The following is a 23,282-nucleotide window of genomic DNA, read 5'->3' as shown; positions in this document are numbered from 1 at the left end:
ATTTTTCCTCTTTATGTCGAATCTCTCTATAAGAATCCCATTTAGGCAGATTTTTTTATCAAGATAGAGAGGGGAAGAAGAATTGAAACGCTGGCGGAAACAGATACGAATCCTTCTCGTGTTGATGGTGATGGCAAGCGGAATTCCCATGTCCGTATCGGCGGAAGGGGGGCCCTTCCGGGATGTGAAGAGCGGAGACTGGTTTCAAAAAGATGTGCTCATGATGAATGCGCTGGGAGTAATCCAAGGGTATCCGGATGGTTCCTATCAACCGTCCAGAGGCGTGACCAAGGCGGAGGCGTTGGTGATGCTCCTTCGTTACATGGGCCTTACGGAAGAGGTGGAGAGATTACCGGATGCGGATCTTTATCTCTACCTCCCCGGGCTTGGCCTGGAAAAGAGCGGAGTGGCCGATTGGGCCGCCAAGGCCCTCGCGTTCGGAAAGAAGATGGGCTGGCTCAACGTGGATCAAGGCGCTTTTGATTGGCAGGGGAGTGCGGACCGGGCCTGGATCTCGGAGCTTTTGATCCGGGCGATTCAGAAGCTGGGCGATGCCGCCGATATGGCGACGAATGCGACGGGATTTACCGATGACCGGACGATCTCCAATGCGGCCAGGGGGTTCGTCAATGCGGCGGTGAAAAACGGTCTGATGAAAGGGTACCCCGCCGATAACACCTTCCGCCCGAACGGGACGGTTACCCGGGCGGAGATGGCGACCCTCCTCCCCCGCCTCGACCCTTACATCACTCCTATGACCCAAAAGGTGGAGGGCGTTGTTTTGAAGGTTTCCGGTGACCGGTTTACCCTCATCGACCGCACAGGAAAACAGGCCGATTATCTGATCGACGAGAAAACCCTGTTCCTCGCCGGTGGAGAGAGCAAACCCCTCTCTTCCCTGAAGAGCCGGGATCAGGTCTCTGTGGCGGTAAAGGGGGATAAGGCCCTCTTTCTGGAGTTGGTCGCGGAAAACGTATCCCTGTACCAGGAGGCAAAGGGGACCGTGACAAAGGTCCTACCGGAGCAACACCTGTTGGTTCTCGCAAATGAAGGCGGCGGATTTCAAACCTTGCCGTATGATGATCAGACGGAAGTCTGGCAAGGAAACGGGTGGCAAAAAGGAGTGGATCTATCCGTCTTCCTTAATGTAAAGGTGGTCATTACGTACACCCCCGCCCCACAGGGGAAGATTCTCCAAATAAAACCTGAGGATTCCGCTTCCGGGAATCTGTTTCAGGGAGAGGTCGTCAATGTAGATGCCGATAAGAAGTTGTTAATCCTGAAGGATCCGTTGGGGAATTTCATGACCTTTATCTATTCCGACGCGACGGTGGTGAAGATGGAGGGGCGAAGGTTCCCCACAGTGGAAGATCTGCGGCCGGGAGACCGGGTAGAGGTGGATCGGAATGTGAGTCCTCTCCAGGAAATCCGCGTTTTAAGCTATGTGGATAGTACGGAAGTGACAGGCGAAGTCGTGGCCATACTTTATGAAAAAGGACTGATCACCCTGCAAGTGGGCGGTGAAGTGATGGGATACTTCCTGGCGGAAGATGTGCAGATCCTCCTGAGCGGGGAGACAAATCCTACCCTGGATGATGTGAAGGAAGGGGATCAGGTAAAACTGACGATTGAAAAAGGGTATGTGAAGAAACTGGAGATTACAGGACGCACCTCCCCCGCTGCCGTGAGCGGGAAATTGGTCAGTATGGATCGGACCCAAGGAATCCTTACGGTGGAGGATGAGAAAGGGGAGCTTAAAGCCTATCGCATTGACCCGAACTATACGGTTCTTCTCGACGGGGAGAAGGTGAGCGAGAGCAGGTTGACGGTAGGTACACCGGTCCAGTTGGAGTTTCGCAGAAATCTCGTCTCCGTCATCTCCCTCGATTTGATCCGGGAAGGGACGTTCCTCTCCTATGACTCTACAAATCGGGAGATGCTCGTCCGGGAGGGAAGCGGAGAGCGGCGCTATTCGCTGTCCGGAAGCTTCACCCTTTACTCCTTCTCCAACTCCTCCTTAACGGTGAGCCAGTTGGCAAAGGATACGGAATTGAAGCTCCTTCTGAACAGCGACGGTTCCATCTCCTCGATCAGAGTGAAGGAGACGGGAATCTATACATTGGTAGACCGAACCCTCTCCACAAACCGCTTAAAATTAAAGGATGAGAACGGAAATATCGATTATACAAACTACACGGGCCAGACTCTTCTTCTTAATCCCGACGGGACGGCGGGGAAATGGGAGGATCTTAAAGTGGGCGATCGCCTCTCCCTCTCCTTCATCGGGAAAGATCTGATCCGAGTGGAACGGGAAGAGAGGTTATACGGACAGGTGAAGAGCGTGAATGCCACGGCCGGTACCCTCGTCGTGGATCAGGCGGGGACGGAGCGGACCTTCAAACCGGCTTCCCTCTCTTCCCTGATCACCGGCGATTATGTTCAGGTGGTGCAAGTAGGCTCCCAGGCGACCGTTACAAAGGCGACGGTGAACCGTGCGCTGGTCGATTATGTGGACGAACCGGATCTTAAGATTTATGTCAAAGAAGGAACCACCTATAAATGGATCTCATTCGATAAGGATGCGGTGGTGAAGAGAAAAGGCTATTGGGTAACGTTCTCCAGCTTGATGAAAAATGACGAGATTTTCTATTACACCATCGATGGAAAAGTGATCGCCATTGAAGTAAAATAAGAAGAGTAAAAAGATAGAAAGCGGCACCCTGGGACAGGGTGCATTTTTCCTTTGAGGTGGGGGGAGATATGAGCCGTACAGTGAAGAGGGGGCTTTCGCTAAGCCTGATCGTCCTATTGCTGCTCCTTACCGGAGGCGGGGTTTATGCCTTATCGGAGGGGAATACCCCCATGGAGAACGTCGGCCGCAGCGGGCAAGCTTCTCTAGAGGAGAAGCCGATCCAACCCCCGGTAAACGCCATTCCAGGCGAGTGGATCGTAAAATGGAGAGGCCAGGCGAAAGAGTCCCCTTACTATGAAATCCTAGACCTGCAGGAAAAATTCCGGACGGGGAAGGTGCGCTTTTATCCGAAGTATCAAAAGATGGCGGAGGAGATTCTGGGCAAGGATCCCGATATTCTCTATTTCCAGCCGAACACCCGGGTGAAGGTGGAAGCCCTCTTTAATGATCCGGGATTAGGGAATCAGAGTTACTTGCGGCAAACGAAATTAGATCAAGCGATGGCGGAGGTGAGCCCCAATCCCAATCTGACGGTGGCCATCATCGATACAGGGGTTGATTTTACCCATCCGGATTTGAAGGGGAACCTGCTCCCCGGCTTCAACCTTTTGGAGAAGGGAGCTTCCCCGGCCGATGATAACGGCCACGGCACGCAGCTCGCCGGGGTGATCGGGGCTACGCGGGATAATAAAATCGGCATCGCCGGAATCCTCTCCGGCGTCAGAATCCTTCCGATCAAGGCGTTGGATAATCTGGGAAGCGGCGATGCCTATACCGTAGCCGCCGGAATCCGGCAAGCGGTGGATCAAGGGGCGAAGATCATTATGCTCTCATTAAGTGACCCCAGTTATTCCAGGGATATGGAAGATGCGGTGCGCTATGCGGAGGGCAAAGGCGTTCTACTCGTGGCCGCCGCCGGGAATAACGGCGAGCGGGTCAGTTACCCGGCGGCTTATCCGACCGTTTTAGCGGTCGGATCCGTGGGCGGCAACAATCAGGTCTCTTCTTTTTCCAACCGGGGGCCGGAGCTGGATGTGGTAGCTCCGGGAGAGAAAATCTATACCACGTTTCTCGGCGGCGATTATGGAACGGCCACCGGAACTTCTTTGGCGGTGCCTCAAGTGGCAGGGTTAGCCGGACTTATTATGAGTAAATATCCCGATTATACCCCTGCCCAGGTCCGGGATCTGATCCGACATAGCGCCCTCGATGTAAATGCAAAAGGTTGGGATCAGGAGACAGGTTACGGGCTGATTGACGGGATGAAGAGTCTCACCAATAGCTGGCAGGCCGATTACTGGGAGCCGAATGACCAGAGCGGGGCGGCGAAACGCATCTCGATCAATAAGGAAATCTCGGCCAATCTTTCTTCTGCCACAGATGTGGATTGGTTTGTGTTACAAACGCCGTACAAGGGGAAGTATACCTTCACGTACCGCGGTACGGGAAAGGAAGATGTGGCGGTACGTCTCTCTTTCTATCAGGGAGGATCAAAGCTGGTGAAGAGGGTGGATTGGATGGGGAGCGGCAGCGTAGAGGTACCGGTGGTGAAGGAAGCCTTGTATGTGAAGGTGGAGGCCCTCTCTCCGGTTACTTCCCCCTTTCCTTATATCCTGGAGAACCGCTTCCACATTTATGGGGATGATTTTGAACCCAACAACACCAGAGAAACGGCTAAGGAGATTAATCTTGCGGCCGGCAAGTTGACGGGCACCATCTCCTTCGCCGGGGATGTGGACTGGTATCGCTTAACGCTTCCCTATGATGGGAAGATCACGATTCAGGTGAATGCGGACACGGTTCAGTTAGACCCGGTGCTTAGGGTGATCCCACCGGGGGGGGATGAGCGGAAGGTAGACAATGGCTCCATCACCAGTCCCCAACCGGAGGAGATCTCTCTTAACGTCAAAAAAGGAACTCTCCTCATCGGAGTGGAGAACTTTTACGGCCAGGCGGTCAATGCGGAATATCTCCTTACTTGGTCTTATACGCCGCTTCTTAAAGATACCTTCGAACCGAATAACAGTCCGCTCTATGCGAAGGGAATTTCCCTTGGTGTGCCGGTCTATGGTCACATCGGATCGTTAGCCGATTACGATTGGTTCAAATTTTCCATTACCCAGGCCGGTTTCTACCGCGTGGATGGTTCCAACTTTCCAAAGGGGTCTCAGGGGCAGGTCATCCTGTATAACGGCAACTTAAAAGAAATCGGTCGAAAGAAAATGGATGAGAACAGCACCACCTTTTCCATGAGCAACTGGTTAGAAAAAGGGACCTATTATTTCCGCATCGACGCAGCGAAAAGCTTCACCAACCAGCTTTACCGCCTCGTGCTCTGGAAGGTGGAATCGGCCTTCCGGGATATCGGCAACCATTGGGCCTTTGATTCCATCAACACCTTGGCAAAAGAAGGGCTTATTACAGGATACTCCGACCTCACTTTTCGCCCCAACCAACCCATCACCCGGGCGGAGTTTCTCACCCTCCTTTCCCGGGTGATCGACCTGCCGCCAGGGTCCCGCTCGGTCCGCTCTCCATTTAGGGATGTATCCACCGGTTTTTGGGCCTATCCTGTCATCATAAGCGCCTATCAGAAGGGATTGATCGGTGGATACGCCGATGGGAGCTTTCGTCCCAATGCTCCCTTAACCCGGGCGGAGATGTCTGCGATGGTGGCCCGGGGGCTTAAGATAAAACCGGCGAAGGGAAGCGATAAGATGGATGTAAATCCCTATCTGGCCGTTTACCTGTTTAAGGATATCCCTCTTCAGTATTGGGCAAATGAAGAGATTAGTTTCCTCATTCAACTTCGGGTGGTGGAGGGCTATGAAAATGGAGTCTTTAAACCGGAGAAATTGACCACCCGGGCCGAGATGGCCACGTTGGTCGAAAGGATCTGGTTTTGATCGCTCGCTAAGCGCAACTTTTTTCCCTTGATCGAGGTATATTATAGTAGAGGTTGGAGCTTCAGACCGAACGATGGCGAATGAAAGGGAATAAGGGGATATGGCGTTGAAACGACTGGGGAGATATGACGTGATAGAAAGGGGTAGAAACGTGCGGGAGAGAAAGAAGAGAAGTTTCACGGGACGGAAAATCGGTTGGATGATCTTGGTGCTCATATTCCTTGTCACCACCGCTTATGCCGACAGTGGGGGCGTGCCCGGCTCTGCCGATGACCCCATCGTGACGAAGAGCTATGTCGATGAACAGATCAATGCGGCCAAGGAAAGCTTGAAACAGGAATTGGGAGCAGGAGGGGGCGGTACAAATCCTCCCGCAGGCGGTATCAACGGCGGGACAGGCCCCTCCATGCTCACCGTGGAGAAGTTGGTGAAGGGGCAAAAGATCATCGCCATGGAGGGGACGGAGCTAATTGTCCGTAGCGGAACGGCAAAGGTGATCGCCGGAGAGAAAGGAGACGGCATCCCGGATGTAACGGAGGGGAAAGACGTAAAAGGAGGGGCGGTCGTTCCATTGAACCATCTCCTTTTAGTTCCCCGTAGCGACGGCCGGGGACTTTCCATCGAGAATTCGGGAAGCGACGGGTACAGCTACGTCATGATCCGTGGAACCTACTCTGTCACCCCTCCCCCCGCCCAATAAGAACCTTTTGGACATTGTACGTGACAATCTAACATCTTGACAGTGATTTCAATCTGTAATAAACTTATCTTTGCACGGTTACTCTTATCCTGAGTAGGTGGAGGGACAGGCCCGATGAAACCCGGCAACCGTCATCATCCCTGGTGAAATGGTGCTAACCTGGGCTCCGGAAGGAGCTGGAGATAAGAGAGGGTAAAGGAGGAGCGCCTTTTCCTCTAGAGGGAGGAGCAGGCGAATTTTTTTTATGAGTGAGGAAAGTTTAAAGATCAGATAAATGCGGCCCTGGACAGGAACGAGTACCGGCGAATATAGATATGAAAAAGGAGGAATTCATATGGCTCTAAAGAAAGGACGCCATCTCTTTACATCTGAATCGGTGACGGAGGGGCACCCGGATAAGATCTGCGATCAAATCTCCGATGCGGTCCTCGATGCGATCCTTGCCCAGGATCCCAATGCCCGGGTGGCCTGCGAAACCTCCGTCACAACCGGACTCGTTCTCGTCACTGGGGAGATTACTACGGTAAGCTATGTCGATATTCCAAAACTGGTTCGGGATACCGTCCGGGAAATCGGTTATACCCGAGCGAAATATGGATTTGATGCGGACACGTGTGCGGTTCTCACATCGATCAATGAACAATCTCCCGATATTGCCCAGGGGGTCAACCAGGCGTTGGAAGCCCGGGAGGGAAGAATGTCCGATCAGGAGATCGAGGCGATTGGGGCGGGGGATCAGGGTCTTATGTTCGGCTTTGCCGTCAAGGAAACCCCCGAGCTTATGCCGCTTCCAATCTCCCTGGCTCACCAACTCGCGCGGAGATTATCGGAACTGCGTAAGAGTGGAACCCTCCAATATCTCCGTCCCGACGGGAAGACCCAGGTGACGGTGGAGTATGAGGGGGATACGCCGGTCCGCGTCGATACGATTGTCGTATCTACCCAGCACGATCCTGAGGTGAGTCAGGAAGAAATTCGCCGGGATTTGATGGATCATTTGATTCGCCCCGTCGTACCGGCGCACTATTTGGATGAGGAGACTAAGTATTTCATCAACCCAACCGGTCGTTTTGTCATTGGCGGCCCCCAGGGGGACGCGGGCCTTACCGGGAGGAAGATTATCGTCGACACCTATGGCGGCTATGCGCGCCACGGAGGCGGCGCCTTCTCCGGAAAGGATCCGACCAAGGTGGACCGTTCCGGAGCATATGCCGCCCGCTATGTGGCGAAGAATATTGTGGCTGCGGGCTTGGCTGACAAATGCGAAGTACAGCTGGCTTATGCGATTGGAGTGGCCCAGCCGGTCTCCATCAGCATCGATACCTTTGGAACCGGGAGAATCGGGGAAGAGGAACTGGTCAAATTGGTTCGGAAGCATTTTGATCTCCGCCCAGCCGGCATGATAAAAATGCTGGACCTGCGACGCCCCATTTATAAGCAGACGGCGGCCTATGGTCATTTCGGACGTCCCGATCTGGATCTCCCCTGGGAGCGTACCGATAAGGCGGACTTGTTGCAACAGGATGCCTCCATGTTGGCGAAATAGACGAGATATAGAAAATCGAACGGAGAGATAATCCCTTGCGCTTTTGCAAAGGGATTTTTTTTTCCCCATCCGCTTCTACGATTTTAAAAGCCAAATTCGTAAGAATATGATAAGATGAAAGCAAGCCGTACAGAAAGAGGAATCAAGATGGAACGGGAAGAAGAGCATCAGGTAAGTTTCGAAAGCGCAGCCTTGGATCGGGTCATCCTTCACGCCATCGAAACCATGGAGAAGAGTAAAGAGCAGATTTTTGAGATTGCGGAGAATGCACGGCTGGAGGGTGGGAATCTGAAAAAGGAACTGGACCAGGTACAGGCCGAAGTAGAGAGAATCATCCACCACTATGACCAGCTGGAAGCGAAGTATAAAAAGATGCGCCTTCGGCTCATGGAGGTAAGCCATAATTTCAAACGGTATAATGAACAAGATATACGGGAGGCTTATGAACAGGCGAACCAATGTCAAATTGATCTGAAGCTTGCATCCGAGCGGGAAAAGTACCTGAGGAAACGGAGGGATGAACTGGAGCGACGCCTGAAAACCGTGGAGCGTACCATCGAAAAGGCGGATAACCTGCTGTCTCAGGTAAGCGTGGTATTGGGCTACTTGCAGGGAGATATCGCCCGGATGACGGAAGCGCTGGAACATGCGAAGAACGGCCATATTTTTGGGCTTAAAATCATCGAAGCCCAGGAAGAAGAGCGAAAGCGGGTAGCCCGGGAGATGCATGACGGTCCGGCCCAGTCGATTGCCAATCTGGTTCTGAGGACAGAGATCGTGGAGAAAGTGCTGAACCAGAACGAAGCGGAAACGGCACGAAAAGAGCTGCAGGTTTTAAAGAAGATGGCTCGGGACAGTCTCTCCGACGTGCGAAAGATCATTTATGACCTTCGCCCCATGGCCCTTGATGATTTGGGGCTTATTCCCACTCTTCGAAAATTTGTAGATGCCTATATTGATCGATATCACCTATATATCGATTTTAAGGTGGTGGGTATGGAAGAACGCCTCCCATCTACGACGGAAGTGGCCATATTTCGTCTGGTACAGGAGAGCCTCAACAATATCATAAAGCATGCGGAGGCCACCATGGTTCAGGTCCTCCTGGAATTTAAGCCTCTGAAGCTCACCATACGCATCAAAGATAACGGGAAAGGAATGCCTGCGGAAGCCCTAAAGAAGGAGAATTCCTTCGGTTTAATCGGCATGAAGGAAAGGGTAAAATTATTGCAAGGAGAAATGGAGATTCGGAGCAAACCGGGGCGGGGAACAGAGATCCTCATTCAAGTTCCCATCTTGTCCTCTCCCCCTCCTTCATGATTGACCCGTTCAGGAGGCTCTCTCATACTACAATTTTTTCACGTCTTTCTCTGGAAAAAAAGGAGAAGAGCCATTACACTTAGAGAAGAGGACGATGAGATGAGAGAGATGATAAGGAGGGGGAAATTCTCATGGCTAGAAAGCGGATACGGATTCTTCTTGCAGACGATCATGCCCTTTTTCGGGATGGATTAAAGCGGATCATCGAAATGGAACCGGACATGGAGGTGATCGGAGAGTTGAGCGATGGTTCCGAATTGGTGGACCACGTACGGAAGTCCTCTCCGGATGTGATTCTGATGGATATTAACATGCCGGTCTTAAATGGAGTGGAGGCAACCCGGGAAGTGACCCGGGAGATCCAGGGCGTTAAGGTGATTATTCTCTCGATCCATGACGATGAACAATATGTGTATCGTGCGCTGCAGAATGGCGCCTCCGGCTATTTGTTAAAAGAGATGGATGCGGAGGCCCTCATCGAAGCAATACGGGCTGTGGCGAGCGGCGATTGTTACATACATCCCAAGGTGACGGGAATGCTCATCAAAGAATATCGCCGTCTTTATGAAGATGCGGTAAATGAGCTGCATCCACGCATGCCGATGCAGGATAAAAAAACATGGGATCGCCTGACCGATCGGGAAAAAGACGTCCTGCGCCTGCTGGCGGCAGGAAAAAGCAATTTAGCCATCTCGGAGACCTTGGGCATCAGCGATAAGACGGTGAAGAACCACGTCTCCAGCATTTTGCTGAAGATGGGGGCCGTAGACAGGACGCAGGCCGTTGTGGAAGCCCTGAAGAAAGGTTGGATTGAACTCTCGTATGTGAAGGAAGGGCATAAGGACTAGGCACCGGGATAAGCCCGCCTGCATAGGATGGTGGTAAAAAGGCGGGTGGTTCGATGGAGGTTATGATTCTTATAGGCCTTGCGACCTATGGATTCATCTCCCTTCTTCTTTTCCTTATGGAAATCCTCTCCTGGTGGTATCGCCCCAATCCCTCCCCCATACGCTTTATCCTTCTTCTCAAAGATTCGGAACAGAAAGTGGAGCATGTGGTTCGTTCGCTCACCTGGATGTCCTGGCTCAAAGGGATTCCCGTTCAGTTCATCGCCATCGATTTCGGTTCCCGGGACGACACCCTTTCCATCCTGAAACGGCTTTCCCGGGGGAAATGGGGGTTTGAAATCTCTCTTCACCCTGGTGGGGAGGAGGAAAAGCCCCATTCCTTTCTGGAAGGGTCGGGACCTCTTCCCATTCTCATTGATTTGCGCAATGCGGCCAACCGTTCAGCTTGTTAACAGGCTGAACTTTTTTTATTCTTTTTAGTATGTTTTTTGTATAATAGAACTAACGGGAAGGAGGGAAGGACATGGAGGGAAAGAGAGGGAAATGGTTAACCCTTTTTACCTTGCTTACGGCTGGTACCCTTGGATTTCTCTTTTGGACGGACTTTCCGGAAATGTCCGGAAAAGAGGCGTTTGCCCTGATGGGGTATTCGATTCTTTTATTTCTGATGATGAAGTACGAATTTTTTATCGATAAGATCCCCATCTCATTAGCCCTGATTCTCGTGATTCCCATCTTTCTTCATTACGGGCCGTTCGTAGCGGCGACGATCTATGGGGCTGTAGGACTTCTCATCCTCCTTGCCCTGGGCAATCCATTCATCCGTTCCCTTTATTTCGCCAACATGTATGTTTGGTCTACCTTAACGGCCGCAGGCTTCTATTCCTTGATCGGAGGGAGGCTTCATCCCTGGCCTGTAGGCCCTTGGGATATTATATGGTTCTTGTCTTTTAGTGGGGTCCTTTTCCTGACTCAGATTTTTCTACTCCGTTTTTATTATCGGTTTATCCGTCAATCTTCCATGGACTTAAGGAAACCGATCCGTTGGATTCTCCTTGCATACCTGATCGCTGTTCCTTTTGGCTGGTTAAATTATCTCATTTTTAGGGAATTAAATCTGCAGGGGCTTCTGGTTCTCGCCATCCCCGTCATGGGCGTTGCCCTTCTTTTTCGCCTCTATTATGAGAAGAGCATCACGGTGGAGCGATTAAAAAGGCTGTACAACCTCTCTGTCGCGTTAAATTCTAAGCTGGATCTCCAACAATCCCTTTCTGCCGTTCAGCAGGGATTTCGCTATTTGTTCCATTATGATCTTTTTTCCATCTTTCTGAGGGAAAATGAGAAGGAGTTTCGCCCTGCGATCACCGATGGAGAGGGGAGGGAAAAGGTAACCGGATTAATCCGATCCCCCTTTTTCCTGGAGGAATCAGGCATCCTGCCGGAGCTTACGCATCGAAAGGAACCGTTTTTTATCGACTGTGAAAGGAGAGAGGGACTTCTAGGTTCCCTTAAAGGATGCGGCACATTGGCCGTAACCCCCTTGCGGTACGATGCTCGTCTCATCGGTTTTCTCCTCATAGGAAGCTGGCGGGAAAAGGCGTATTCCCGTGCCGATCTCACGTTGTTTCAGATTTTGGCCAATCAGGCCGCCATTGCCATCGCCAACGCCCAAACCTTTTTTTACACCGAACGGCGCAGTGTTACCGATGAACTCACCGGCTTATACAACTTCCGCTTTTTTTCCCAGGCGATCGAGGAGCAGGTGGAGGAGGCAAAAAGGAACCATCGACCCCTAAGTTTGCTGATCATCGACATTGACCATTTCAAGCAGATTAACGATACCTTCGGACATTTGTCGGGAAACCGGGCTTTAATCGGATTGGCGGAACAGCTTAAGGCTTCGGTGCGGAAGGAGGATATCGTCGCCCGTTACGGGGGGGAGGAGTTTACGATACTCCTGCCGGGAACCTCTTCCAAAGAGGCGGTGGAGATTGCGGAGAGAATCCGAATGCAGGTGGAAAAAATGCGCCTACGCATTGAAAAAGACTTGGGGGATGGGGCGGATGTTTATCTTCGGATCACGGTGAGCATCGGCATCTCCTCCTATCCGGAACATGCGGAGGATGCCCTCTCCCTGATGCGGAACGCAGACCGGGCGATGTATGTGGGGGCGAAACATCAGGGAAGAAACCGGGTGGCCGTCTACGGCGCCTAGACGAGTTCAACCCCATTTGATAGGATAGAAAAAAGTACATGTTGTCGCGAGAAGGTGGAGGAAGGAAAAGAAGGGGGAAGAAGGATGAAAAAAATCGCTTGGATTACAGACAGCACTTGTTATGCGGAGAAAGACTGGCTGGAAGCTCACCGCATCCACGTGGTTCCGTTAAGCGTTATTTTTGGCGAGGAGAGCTTCAAGGAGGGAGAGCAGATCACAACTGCGGAGTTCTACGAGCGGATGAAAAGGACGAAGACGCTCCCCAAAACCTCCCAACCCTCCATCGGGGATTTCATCTCTCTTTATGAACGGTTGGCCGCTGAATATGAACAAGGCATTGCCGTTCATCTCTCCAGCGGGATTAGCGGAACCTACCAGACATCGGTTCAAGCCGCGGAGATGGTGGGCTTCCCTTTGAAGGCGATCGATTCCCGGATTGCCACCTATCCCGTCACCTATATGCTTCAGGAAGGGTTGCGCCTCGAGGAGGAAGGTTTAGAGGCGGATGCGATTGTCCAACGGCTGGAGGAGCTGAAGGAACGATTCGAATCATACTTTTTGGTCGATGATCTAAGCCATCTTCATCGGGGAGGACGGCTAAATGCCGCCCAGTTTGTGGTGGGGAGTGTGCTGCAGATTAAACCGATCTTAACCATCCGCGGAGGAAGGATCACCCCGGTAGAAAAGATTCGGACGTTTAAAAAAGCGAAGGAGAGAATTTACGAGCACTTCGCCGCCGATGCGAAGGAAGGAGTGCCCATGCGGGCCTGTGTGATCCACGCCAATGCAGAGGAGGAAGCGTCCCGATGGGTAGAGGAATTGAAATCGCTTTATCCCCATGTGGAATACCATATTTCCGTTTTTGGACCGGTGATCGGAACCCATGTTGGGGCCGGGACGCTTGGTCTAACGTGGTATAAGGTGTGATCTGAAGGGATTCGTTCACCATTATGACAAAAATCGTTCGTTTTTTTAGGGGAAATGAGCCGATTCCCTTGACAAATGAAAAACTCCTTTCATCGTGATGAAAAGGGATCTGAAAAAGGCGAAACAGGTAAAATTTCCGGGCCCATTCTCTCTTATCTTCTCCGTAAAACCTATGGAGACGATGGAAAGAAGGGAAAAAGAGAGCGCAGTTTTTGTTTTGTTACTATGGACATAGTGGAAAATGGGGTATTGGGACAAAACATTATGAAAGATTAGGTACAGACGGGGCAAACCCGTTTTTTTTTATTTTTTATGTTGTATAGTAGAGCTGGATGTGTTGAAATCATGAAGTTTTTGGAGAAGTTTTTTGAGGGAAGGAGGGAGCGATATGAGCACGCCTTTAGAAAAGAGACCCCTGGAATCCCGTCGTGAGCAGAAGATCGAAACCGAAAGTTCGTTAAAAGGAACATTAGTTGCCGTCTTTATCTTAGGTACCTTGATTGTTTTAGGCTGGGGAAGCGCGTTCTTATTGTATTTGTCTCGCACATAGAAGAAATGGGGGAGTGAAAGATGCATATTCATCGGTATGAAAAGATTTGGCTTACTTTCGGAATTTCCGCGTTGGTTCTCTTCCTCATCGTGCTGGGGTTTACCGCCTTTGCCCAAGGCCATACCCCCGCAGGAGGACTTCAGACCATTGATCCCAAACTGGTGGATCAGACCCCGCCCTTTGATAACCCGGGGGTTAAGAAAGTGGATGAGAACCGTTATGAGGTAAATCTGGTTGCCCAGGTATTTTCTTTTAAGCCGAATAAGGTGCAGGTTCCCGTCGGGAAAGAAATCGTTTTCAATGTGACGACGAAGGATGTGGTCCATAGTTTCACCATCGTGGGGACCAATGTAAATATGATGTTAATTCCCGGATATATAAACACCGCAAAATACACTTTTGACAAACCGGGCAAATATTTGGTTCTTTGTAATGAATATTGCGGCGCGGGGCACCAACTGATGCAGATGGAAATTGAGGTGATCGAAGGATGAAAGCGGAACGGATCTCTTCCCGGGATATTCCCATTAGTTTAAGCCATATCTATATTGGTTTCACTGCGGTCTTCCTGGGTGCCATTTTTGGAATCCTACAAGGATTGGTACGGGGCGGAATTATTACGCTCCCTTCCTGGATCAGCTATTATGAAATCTTAACGGCCCATGGGGTTCTGCTCGCCCTAGTCTTTACCACCTATTTTATCTTTGGCTATTTTTATGCCGGGAACAGCCGGACGATGGGTCCGATGACCCCTTCGGAGCGGAAGATCGGTTGGGTCGGCTTCTGGACCATGACCCTAGGGACCGCGATGGCGGCAGCCATGATCCTGACAGGACAGGCGAGCGTTCTATATACCTTTTATCTTCCTTTGAAAGCCTCTCCCATCTTCTACATTGGCCTCGCCCTCTTTGTGGTCGGTTCTTGGATCGAAGGGGCAGCGATGTTTATGCAATACTTCCGCTGGAGAAAGGAACATCCGGGAGAGAAGACCCCTCTCTTCGGCTTTATGGTGACGGCGACCAATATCCTCTGGATTATCGCTACCATAGGCGTGGCGATTACCGTGCTGTTCCAGATGATTCCCCTTTCGCTGGGATGGATTCAGACGGTCAATGTGGAATTGTCCCGCACCTTCTTCTGGTATTTTGGACATCCCCTCGTCTACTTCTGGCTTCTGCCTGCCTATATGATTTGGTACGTGAATGTGCCCAAACTGATCGGCGGCAAGATTTTCAGCGACTCTTTGGCCCGTCTTGCTTTCCTTCTCTTTATCGTTTTCTCCATGCCGGTGGGCTTCCACCATCAGTTGACGGAACCCGGGGTGCAGGAGGGTTGGAAGTTCCTCCAGGTGATTCTCACCTTCATGGTCGTCATTCCCTCTCTCATGACCGCTTTCGCCCTTTTTGCCACGTTTGAACAGGCAGGGCAGGCGAAAGGGGCGAAGGGGATCTTTGGATGGGTGAAGGTTCTTCCTTGGGGAGATGTACGGTTCCTGGCGGCCTTCCTGGCCATGCTCTTCTTCATCCCCGGTGGGATCGGAGGGCTGATTAATGCCAGCTACCAGCTGGACTCGATGGTTCATAATACGTTATGGGTGGTGGGCCACTTCCACATCACCGTTGGAACGCCGGTGGGGATGACCTTCTTCGCCGCCACCTATTGGCTTCTCCCCTATCTGACCGGGCGGAAACTGACTCCTTTCATGAACCGGATGGGGATTCTCCAGACCATCTTTTGGTCGGTGGGGATGCTGATTATGTCCATCGCGATGCATACGTTGGGCTTGGAAGGAGCGCCGCGGCGTACCGCCTTTACCACCTACAACAATAACCCTGTGGCCCAGCAATGGTTTGAGGGCTTTTTCGGGAATTACGCTACCCTGGCGGTTGGCGGCACGATCCTCTTCATCGGGGCTATGCTCATGATCTATAACGTCATTCACCTCAGTTTCTTCGCGCCGAAATCGGAGGAGGAAGAATTTCCCCTCGGGGAAGAGAACGAGGAGGCGATGGTCACTCCCCGCTTCCTGGAAAACTGGAAGTTATGGATTACCGTATCCGTGGTCTTAATCCTCGTGGCCTATACGATTCCTGTGGTGGATCTGATCGTCAACAGTGCGCCGGAGTCGATCGGCTATAAGACGTGGTAGATCGATGGAGGATGCCGGTTACGTGGCTATGGTTTCGATGTGGCTGTCCTATGGGACAGCCTTTTTTGTGATTCGTGGATGAACGGAGAAGGGGGAAGATGTGGTATAATAAGCCGAAGAGACGTTGTGGTTCGCAAGATGAGGAGATGGGACGTATCGGCTCACTTTCCGCAGAGAAAGGGTGGACGAGAATGGATAGAAAAGTTTCCCGCAAGATCCGAGTCGTGGTGGGAATGTCCGGAGGGGTGGACTCCTCCGTAGCGGCTTACCTTTTAAAGGAAGCCGGTTATGAGGTGATTGGCCTTTTCATGAAAAACTGGGATGAGACGGATGAATGGGGGCGCTGCACAGCGGATGAGGACTTTGCCGATGTGCGTCGGGTAGCGACCCAGATCGGCATTCCCTATTACTCCGTCAACTTCGAGAAGGAATACAAGGAGAGGGTATTCTCCTATTTTCTTGAAGAATATCGCAGGGGGCGGACGCCGAATCCGGATGTGATGTGTAATCCGGAGATTAAATTTGGCGAATTTATGCGGAAAGCTTTAGAGCTGGGCGCCGATTATGTAGCCATGGGCCATTATGCGAAGGTGAGGGAGAGGGATGGGCTTTTTCAACTCCTTCGGGGAGTGGATGAGCGGAAGGACCAATCCTATTTCCTGCACCGTTTAAATCAGTTCCAGCTGTCGAAGGCCCTCTTTCCCTTGGGGGAACGGACGAAGAAAGAGGTACGGGCCATCGCGGAAAGGGTTGGACTCGCGACGGCGAAGAAGAAAGACAGCACCGGAATCTGCTTTATCGGGGAGAGGGATTTTAAGGAATTTTTGAGCCGATATCTTCCTGCCCAACCTGGAGAGATACGGAATGTGGAAGACGGGAAGGTGCTGGCGCGCCATGACGGGCTGATGTATTACACCTACGGGCAGCGTTCCGGCCTCGGCATTGGTGGGATCGGAACCGGGGAGCCTTGGTTTGTAGCGGAAAAGGACCTAAAGAAGAATATCCTTTATGTCGCCCAAGGGGAGAACCATCCCGCCCTCTATGCCACATCCTTAACGGCGGAAGAGGTAAACTGGGTGGCCGGGTCACCCCCAGCCCGCCGATTTCAATGCACGGCGAAGTTTCGTTATCGGCAGCCGGATCAGGAGGTTGAGGTTAGGGTTGAAGAGGCGGGCCGTGTACATCTCCGCTTTCTCCAGCCCCAAAAGGCCATTACTCCCGGTCAGGCGGTGGTCTTTTATGACGGGGAGGTTTGCCTGGGAGGGGGGCTGATCGATACGGTGGAACGGCCTTATTTTCGTGAACGCCCCCTTTTTCAAACCGTAGAAAAGCTTCCAATATAGCCTTTTTCGTCCCTTCGAATCATCGGTTTTATGCACCCATACGCCTCCGCGTGACGCATTCCCGCTGGATTAAACGCCTCTTCTTTCCATTTCTTCCCCCGTGATGTGTTCGATCACCTTTTCGAGGAGAAGGTGGGTCTCCAAAGCATCCTGGGCAGAGGGATCGATCGTTCTTTTTCCCTGGATCGCCTCGATAAAGTGGGTGATGATGTCGGTAAAACCCCTTCGATAGAGGATAGGATCCCAATCCCCAAAAGATAGGCGAATCTCTTTACCGTCCCGATAGTCGGTTCCCTCATTCAGGTTTCGGATCTCCCGTTTCCAACCGGGACTCATCACTTCGATTTTTTCTTCCGCAACGCCGTTATCCCGGTTCATTATGCCGATGGCGTGATGATGCTTGCTGATGAGATGAAGGGCGATATGATAGAGGAGTTCCCCCTCTCTACGGGTATGGACATGGAAATTCAAGATCGGCTCTTGCAATAAGAAACGCAGGGTATCCGCGACGTGGATAAAATCGTCGAAGAGGAAAGTGCGTATCTCGCCGGGGAGGGAGGAGCGGTTTTTCTCCATGAGCAGGAGTTTTGGCCCCTTCATCGCTTTAAGATCCCTCACCATCGGAGCAAAACGCCGGTTAAACCCTACCATGAGGATTCGATTCATCTTTTCCGCCAGGCGGACCAGCCTCTCCGCCTCTTGGTAGGTGTAAGCAAGGGGTTTATCCACGTAGACGTGAAATCCATGGTGGAGCAACGTGGAGACGATGGATGGATGGGATTCGGTAGCCGTATGTACGAAGACGCCATCCAAGGGAAGGGTGAGAATCTCCTCCACCGTTCGATACCTGTTTTTGATCCGGTATTGATCGCCTATTTTACGCAACGTTTCTTCATTGCGGGTAACCAAGTGAAGCTCTACCCCTTCCATCTTTCCCAAGATGGGAAGGTACGCCTTTTGGGCGATGTTTCCGATTCCTACCACTCCGATCCGTACCATTTTAACGCCTCCTTTATTTTTTTCCCAATCGCCCGTTTCTCTATGGCTCTCATGGATGATTTCATGTACGGAGAAACGAGAGGAATGCCCTTATTCACAATACTACAATGGGTGGGGAAAAGAAAGGGGAAATGGGATTGGATCTAGGAAGAAAGGGATCTCAGGGGTGAAATCGGAAGAAGGAATGGGAAAAAAGGAAAAAGGAGAGAGTAAGGAAAGGAGAGATTGCATAAAGAGCGAAGAAGGGGAAAGAAAAAGTAAGGACTCGATCATTACGTCATAAAGAAATGGAGAGGGGGAGTAGGGATGAAGAAAAAGGTATAGACAACTAGATATTAAGGTGATAAGATCAAAGTGATCCAAGAAAGAGTGGTGTGTACGTTGAAACGAAAGCGTTTCATTAAAGGGGTCTCCATCTATACGGAGGACGGTTGGATTGAAAACGGTTATATTGAGATGAACGGTGGAGAGATCGGCGGTTTAGGAAGAATGGAAGAAAGCCCCGCTGTTTCACCGGAATGGGAACGGCTTGATTTGAGCGGAAAGGGATTGAAGGCTATTCCTGGATTTATCGACCTCCACATTCATGGAGCAGGGGGAGCCGATGTGATGGATGCCACGGAAGAGGCGCTTAACCGCATCGCGGGTACTCTCCCCCGGGAAGGTACGACCTCTTTCCTTGCCACCACGATTACGGAGGCTCCGGAGCGGATTGAACGAGCGGTGATGAATATAGGCCGTTATGTGGAGAAGGGGAAGAGGGTGGTGGGGAATGACGAAGGGGAGATGGAAGGTGGACGGGCTGAAATCCTGGGGATTCATCTGGAAGGGCCGTTTCTTTCCAGGAAGCATGCAGGGGCCCAACCTGTCGAATCGATCCTGCCCGGGGATCTCGCTCTCTTTCAACACTGGCAGGAAATATCGGGACATTTGATTCGACTGGTCACCTTAGCCCCGGAAGAAGAGGGGGTGCTTTCCCTGATCCGCTATCTCCATGAGACGGGAGTCATTTCCTCGATCGGACATACGGACGCCACGTTGGAACAGGTACGACGGGGAGTGGAAGCCGGGGCGACCCATGTGACCCATCTCTTTAACGCCATGCGGGGAATGCACCACCGGGAACCGGGAACCGCCGGAGCGGCTCTCCTCATGAATCAACTGATGGTGGAACTGATCGCAGATGGAATTCATGTCCATCCGGAAGTGGTCGCCCTTACCTATCGAATGAAAGGGAAAGAGGGGATAACCTTGATTACCGATGCGATGCGGGCCAAATGCCTGGGAAACGGGAAATATGAGTTAGGGGGGCAGGAGGTCTTCGTTGCGGATGGAAAGGCTACTTTGGCGGACGGCACCCTCGCAGGAAGCGTTCTCACCATGGATAAAGGGGTACGGAACATGATGCGTTTTTCGGGCTGCACCCTTGAGGAGGCGATCCGGATGGCGAGCTACAATCCTGCGAAGGAGCTTCATCTCCTTCACCGGAAGGGAAGTCTCGCCGTGGGGAAGGACGCCGATATCCTCCTCTTAAATGAGGAGAACGAACTCGTTTTTACCTTTTGCAGAGGTAGGCTGGCCTATTCGCTATCGTCGGTTGTCCGCTGAGCGGTCGCAGGCATGGGCATGATGAAAACCAGTTGGTGACTCTACAGAAAGAAGAGGTGGGTGGATTGAAGATCGATAAAGAATCACCCCTTCCGATCTATTATCAGTTAAAGGAGTTCCTGAAGGAGAGCATTGAGAAGGGGGAGTGGCTTCCCGGCCAATTGATCCCCTCGGAACGGGAGCTATCGGAAAGGTTTGGAATCAGCCGCATGACGGTTAGGCAAGCGGTAACGGATCTGGTGCGGGATGGGTACTTAAAACGTCAGCGGGGGAAGGGGACCTTCGTGGCGGAGAAGAAGATCGAACGGAGCCTTGGCTTAGTGACAGGGTTTACCGAGGAAATGCTGCTGCGCGGCCATGTCCCTGGCACGGAAGTGAAAGGATTTGCAGTTCTCCCTGCCGATCCTGAAATGGCCCAATTATTACAGATTGAAGAGGGAGCTTCCATTTATGAAATAAAGCGGTTGCGATTGGCCGACGGAATCCCGATGGCCTTCGAAACCAATTACATCCCGGTGGAACGGCTTCCTGGCCTGACCAAGGAGAAGATGGAACGTTCTCTTTTTGAATATGTAGAGAATGAACTTTCCCTTACGATCTCCCATGGACGGAGAAATATCGAAGCCTCCATCGCCCGTAAAGGCGAAAGTCACATTCTGGGAATTCCTGAAGGATCACCGGTTCTCCTCATTCGTGGAATCACCTACTTTTCCGATGGAAAGCCTATGGAAATCGTAAAATCGATCTACCGGGGAGACCGGTATACATTTACCGTAGATTTAAGAAGAGGATCGACTTGAGACGAAACCTGGGGAATTGGCCCAAGGTGTGAGGAAGAGGAAAAGAACTGGAAGTTTAACGTGCATGAAATAGCTTCCAATGGGGAAGCTTTTTCATAGAAAAAAGTAAAGGAGATGAATTCTAATGTTAGGTTTTCTGCAAAGGATCGGGAAAGCCTTGATGCTTCCCATCGCCATCCTGCCTGTGGCGGGATTATTGCTCCGCTTCGGTCAGCCCGATTTGCTCAACATTCCCTTTATTTCGGCAGCCGGGTCCGCCGTCTTTGACAACCTCCCCCTTATCTTCGCCATCGGTGTGGCGGTAGGGATGTCGAAGGACAATAACGGTGCGGCGGGACTGGCCGGGGCCATCGCCTATTTGATCCTGACGAAAGGGGCCGGAGCCATTAATGAAACGATCAACATGTCGGTGTTGGGCGGAATCTTGTCGGGCGTCATTGCAGGCCTTATGTACAATCGTTTTAAAGATACCAAACTGCCCGACTGGTTGGCTTTCTTCGGCGGCCGGAGATTTGTCCCCATCGTGACGGGACTTCTCATGATCGTTTTGGCCTTTATCTTCGGGTTCATCTGGCCTCCCATCCAGGCGGGGATTAACGCCGTCGGTGAATGGCTTACCACCGCCGGCGCCATCGGAGTGGGAATTTACGGCCTCCTTAACCGCCTCCTCATCCCCCTGGGACTTCATCATGTGATTAACAGCCTGGTCTGGTTCGTCTTCGGGGAATATAACGGGGCGACGGGGGATCTTCACCGGTTCTTCGCCGGGGATCCTTCGGCGGGAATTTTCATGGCCGGCTTCTTCCCGGTCATGATGTTCGGACTTCCTGCGGCCGCTTTGGCCATGTGGGCGGCTGCGAAGAAGGAGAAGAGGAGACAGGTGGCGGGTCTTTTATTCAGCGTCGCCTTTACCGCCTTCCTCACCGGAATTACGGAACCGATCGAGTTCGCCTTTATGTTCCTCTCCCCGGTGCTTTATTTGGTCCATGCCGTATTAACCGGATTCTCCCTGATGATCGCGTACTGGTTAGGGATCCATCACGGATTTACGTTCTCAGCCGGGGCGATTGATTTCTTCCTTAACATGGGAATCGCCCAAAAGCCTTGGCTCCTTTTCGGAGTGGGGATTATCTATGGAGTGGTCTATTTTGTGGTCTTCTACTTCCTCATCCGTGCATTGGATCTTAAGACACCGGGCAGGACCGATGAGGAAGGTGAGGGAATCGCCGTTGAAGGGGAAGGGAAGTATGCCGCCCTGGCCGATGGGTATTTGGCTGCCCTCGGCGGAAGCGGCAATATCGTCTCCCTGGATAATTGCATCACCCGTCTCCGCCTCACGGTGAAAGATCCGGCAAAAGTAAATGAGGAAGAATTGAAACGTCTCGGTTCAAAGGGAATCATCAAGATGGGCGAGAAGGAGATGCAGGTCGTGGTGGGTACGGATGTGGAGTTTGTCGCCAATGAGATGAAGCAGAAGCTATAAATGGCTGTTTCACGGCAGGAATGCTTCACGGACCTTTGAAAGAAGTTGTTTATCCTTGACCACCTTCTTCCATTGGGTGGTCAAGGTTTCTCTTTTCCATGAGATGAAAAAGACGGGTGTCCAAAAGGAGTGGAAAAAGGTGACGAAACGAATTTTAGATTGTCGGGCCAGTGATTTTTCCGCCATGACAGGGCAGGATTTGAAACGTTCCATTCAGGCTGCGGAGGGAAGGACGCTTTTGGCCGAGGTGATTTCTGCCGTTCCCCCCCTTTATCCTGGTGTAACCAATGCAGAAGTGGCGGCGGCATTTGGGGCGGATCTTATTCTTCTTAATTTCTTCGACTTCTTTCATCCCGGAATCGAGGGTCTGGAAGGGGTGGAGCCGGAAAGGGTGATTTTCCGTTTAAAAGAGATGATTGGGCGTCCGGTCGGGGTCAACTTGGAGCCGGTTGATCCCGATGCGAAGCCGTTAGAATCCCTTCTCTCCCTCCCCGAGGGGAGAATGGCGAGTGAAAAGTCTCTGGAAAGGGCGAAAGAACTCGGGGTAGATTTTATTTGTCTTACCGGAAATCCTAAGACCGGCGTGACCAATGGGGAGATTGCGAAAGCCATAAGGAAGGCTCGCCGTATCCTAGGAAAAGATTCCCTGATTATCGCAGGAAAGATGCACGGGGCAGGTGTAGAGGGAGAAACGGGAGCGGAGATTCTATCACGCAACGTGCTGGAAGAGTTTATAGAGGCAGGTGCCGATGTGGTTCTCCTTCCTTCGCCGGGTACGGTTCCAGGCATCACCCTGGAGAAGGCGTCGAAGTGGGTAGAATGGGTTCATGAGGGCGGAGCCTTGGCGATGCTGGCCACCGGGACGAGTCAGGAAGGCTCCGATTCGGAGACGATTCGTGAGATCGCCATCATGAGTAAGATGGCTGGAGCAGACCTTTATCATATCGGTGATGCGGGATTTGCCGGAATTGCCGTTCCGGAGAACATCAAGACATACTCGATTGCCATCCGAGGCATCCGTCATACGTATCTGCGCATGGCCGCTTCTCCACTGAGATAAAAAGGCGGGTCCGCCGTTCCCTCTTCTATTTACTTCCCGGCTATCGGTCGGTGGATTGCATCCTATCCATGGGACTACTCCTGCCTCGCATATTTGCTTCCCGGCTATCGAGTTCATATGGGAACCTCAAGGCCGG

The 23,282-nt window shown here is 51.8% G+C and carries 18 protein-coding genes and 1 riboswitch; of the genes, 17 read left to right on the top strand and 1 reads right to left on the bottom strand.

Features of this window, described 5'->3' with window-relative positions:
* Positions 1-82: 82 nt before the first annotated feature.
* The 13 genes from THEAE_RS0117575 (at position 83) to mnmA (ending at position 17,196) form a co-directional block, all read left to right on the top strand.
* On the top strand, positions 83-2,692 hold the full coding sequence (locus THEAE_RS0117575) for an S-layer homology domain-containing protein (protein WP_028988329.1): 2,610 nt from the start codon (positions 83-85) through the stop codon (positions 2,690-2,692).
* A gap of 68 nt (positions 2,693-2,760) precedes the next feature.
* Entirely contained in the window at positions 2,761-5,598 is a 2,838-nt protein-coding gene (locus THEAE_RS0117570; RefSeq protein ID WP_028988328.1) for a S8 family peptidase, read from the top strand.
* 106 nt (positions 5,599-5,704) lie between these two features.
* Complete coding sequence (locus THEAE_RS0117565; RefSeq protein ID WP_156920663.1) at positions 5,705-6,298, top strand: hypothetical protein; 594 nt, start codon at positions 5,705-5,707, stop codon at positions 6,296-6,298.
* Positions 6,299-6,379: 81 nt separating this feature from the next.
* A riboswitch (SAM riboswitch) is annotated at positions 6,380-6,487 on the top strand.
* 145 nt (positions 6,488-6,632) lie between these two features.
* Positions 6,633-7,844: a methionine adenosyltransferase gene (metK, locus tag THEAE_RS0117560; protein ID WP_028988326.1), complete on the top strand. Its 1,212-nt coding sequence runs from the start codon at positions 6,633-6,635 to the stop codon at positions 7,842-7,844.
* A 147-nt stretch (positions 7,845-7,991) separates the two neighbouring features.
* Complete coding sequence (locus tag THEAE_RS0117555) at positions 7,992-9,164, top strand: sensor histidine kinase (protein WP_039944536.1); 1,173 nt, start codon at positions 7,992-7,994, stop codon at positions 9,162-9,164.
* 131 nt (positions 9,165-9,295) lie between these two features.
* Positions 9,296-10,012 carry a response regulator transcription factor gene (locus tag THEAE_RS0117550; RefSeq protein WP_005585770.1) on the top strand — a complete coding sequence of 239 codons (717 nt, stop codon included), beginning with the start codon at positions 9,296-9,298 and terminating at the stop codon, positions 10,010-10,012.
* Positions 10,013-10,065: 53 nt separating this feature from the next.
* On the top strand, positions 10,066-10,464 hold the full coding sequence (locus THEAE_RS0117545; protein WP_028988324.1) for a hypothetical protein: 399 nt from the start codon (positions 10,066-10,068) through the stop codon (positions 10,462-10,464).
* A gap of 71 nt (positions 10,465-10,535) precedes the next feature.
* A complete protein-coding gene (locus THEAE_RS22280; protein ID WP_052330139.1) occupies positions 10,536-12,227 on the top strand; it encodes a GGDEF domain-containing protein in 1,692 nt (563 codons plus the stop codon).
* Between the two features lie 84 nt (positions 12,228-12,311).
* Entirely contained in the window at positions 12,312-13,154 is an 843-nt protein-coding gene (locus THEAE_RS0117535) for a DegV family protein (RefSeq protein WP_028988323.1), read from the top strand.
* Between the two features lie 388 nt (positions 13,155-13,542).
* Positions 13,543-13,704 carry a hypothetical protein gene (locus tag THEAE_RS23180; RefSeq protein WP_005585766.1) on the top strand — a complete coding sequence of 54 codons (162 nt, stop codon included), beginning with the start codon at positions 13,543-13,545 and terminating at the stop codon, positions 13,702-13,704.
* 20 nt (positions 13,705-13,724) lie between these two features.
* Positions 13,725-14,198: a cytochrome c oxidase subunit II gene (locus THEAE_RS0117520; RefSeq protein ID WP_028988321.1), complete on the top strand. Its 474-nt coding sequence runs from the start codon at positions 13,725-13,727 to the stop codon at positions 14,196-14,198.
* Positions 14,195-15,853: a b(o/a)3-type cytochrome-c oxidase subunit 1 gene (locus THEAE_RS0117515; RefSeq protein WP_028988320.1), complete on the top strand. Its 1,659-nt coding sequence runs from the start codon at positions 14,195-14,197 to the stop codon at positions 15,851-15,853. Before THEAE_RS0117520 ends, THEAE_RS0117515 begins: the two co-directional genes overlap by 4 nt.
* Before the next feature lie 191 nt (positions 15,854-16,044).
* Complete coding sequence (gene mnmA / locus THEAE_RS0117510; protein ID WP_039945488.1) at positions 16,045-17,196, top strand: tRNA 2-thiouridine(34) synthase MnmA; 1,152 nt, start codon at positions 16,045-16,047, stop codon at positions 17,194-17,196.
* Positions 17,197-17,265: 69 nt separating this feature from the next.
* On the opposite strand, the gene THEAE_RS0117505 is transcribed toward mnmA, so the two are convergent.
* Entirely contained in the window at positions 17,266-18,195 is a 930-nt protein-coding gene (locus tag THEAE_RS0117505; RefSeq protein ID WP_028988318.1) for a Gfo/Idh/MocA family protein, read from the bottom strand.
* 381 nt (positions 18,196-18,576) lie between these two features.
* Here THEAE_RS0117505 and nagA point away from each other — a divergent pair, with 381 nt between their 5' ends.
* The 4 genes from nagA (at position 18,577) to THEAE_RS0117480 (ending at position 23,146) form a co-directional block, all read left to right on the top strand.
* Positions 18,577-19,803: an N-acetylglucosamine-6-phosphate deacetylase gene (gene nagA, locus THEAE_RS0117495; protein ID WP_052330273.1), complete on the top strand. Its 1,227-nt coding sequence runs from the start codon at positions 18,577-18,579 to the stop codon at positions 19,801-19,803.
* A 65-nt stretch (positions 19,804-19,868) separates the two neighbouring features.
* Positions 19,869-20,603 (top strand): GntR family transcriptional regulator, encoded by a 735-nt coding sequence (locus THEAE_RS0117490; RefSeq protein WP_245605586.1) that lies wholly within the window; start codon positions 19,869-19,871, stop codon positions 20,601-20,603.
* A 124-nt stretch (positions 20,604-20,727) separates the two neighbouring features.
* On the top strand, positions 20,728-22,086 hold the full coding sequence (nagE, locus tag THEAE_RS0117485; RefSeq protein WP_028988314.1) for an N-acetylglucosamine-specific PTS transporter subunit IIBC: 1,359 nt from the start codon (positions 20,728-20,730) through the stop codon (positions 22,084-22,086).
* Positions 22,087-22,225: 139 nt separating this feature from the next.
* The gene (locus THEAE_RS0117480; RefSeq protein WP_028988313.1) at positions 22,226-23,146 is read left to right on the top strand and encodes a DUF7916 family protein; all 921 of its coding nucleotides are present in this window, start codon (positions 22,226-22,228) and stop codon (positions 23,144-23,146) included.
* Positions 23,147-23,282: the final 136 nt, after the last annotated feature.

Origin of the sequence: Thermicanus aegyptius DSM 12793, assembly GCF_000510645.1 — a bacterium.
Classification (GTDB): Bacteria; Bacillota; Bacilli; order Thermicanales; family Thermicanaceae; genus Thermicanus; species Thermicanus aegyptius.
Note: the sequence above shows the minus strand (reverse complement) of the source record. Positions and strands in the feature narration are given on the sequence as shown.